The 300-nt window shown below is 70.7% G+C and carries 1 protein-coding gene; it reads right to left on the bottom strand.

Annotated features, from left to right (window positions below; translation table 11 throughout):
• Positions 1-300: ATP-binding cassette domain-containing protein (locus E1269_RS32035; RefSeq protein WP_131902313.1), on the bottom strand; the 300-nt coding region annotated here is incomplete at both ends.

Here is a 300-nt window from a genome sequence, read left to right as displayed (position 1 = left end):
CCAGCCGGCCACCTTGAGCGGGAACGCGACGTTGCCGGCGACGGTGCGCGCGCTCATGAGGTTGAACTGCTGGAAGATCATGCCGATGTCGCCGCGGAGCTTGCGCAGCTCGGACTCGCCGAGCGCGGTGACGTCGCGGCCGGCTACCACCAGCCGGCCCGACGTCACCGGCTCGAGCGCGTTCACCAGTCGGACCAGCGTGCTCTTGCCGGCGCCGGAGTAGCCGATGACGCCGAAGATCTCGCCGGTCTCGATGTCGAGGGTGACCTGGTCGACGGCCCGGACGGCTCGCTCGCCGGT

The organism is Jiangella asiatica (genome assembly GCF_004349065.1).
GTDB classification, from domain to species: domain Bacteria; phylum Actinomycetota; class Actinomycetes; order Jiangellales; family Jiangellaceae; genus Jiangella; species Jiangella asiatica.
The sequence above is the reverse complement of the archived record's forward strand: the minus strand, read 5'-3'. Positions and strand labels throughout refer to the sequence as shown.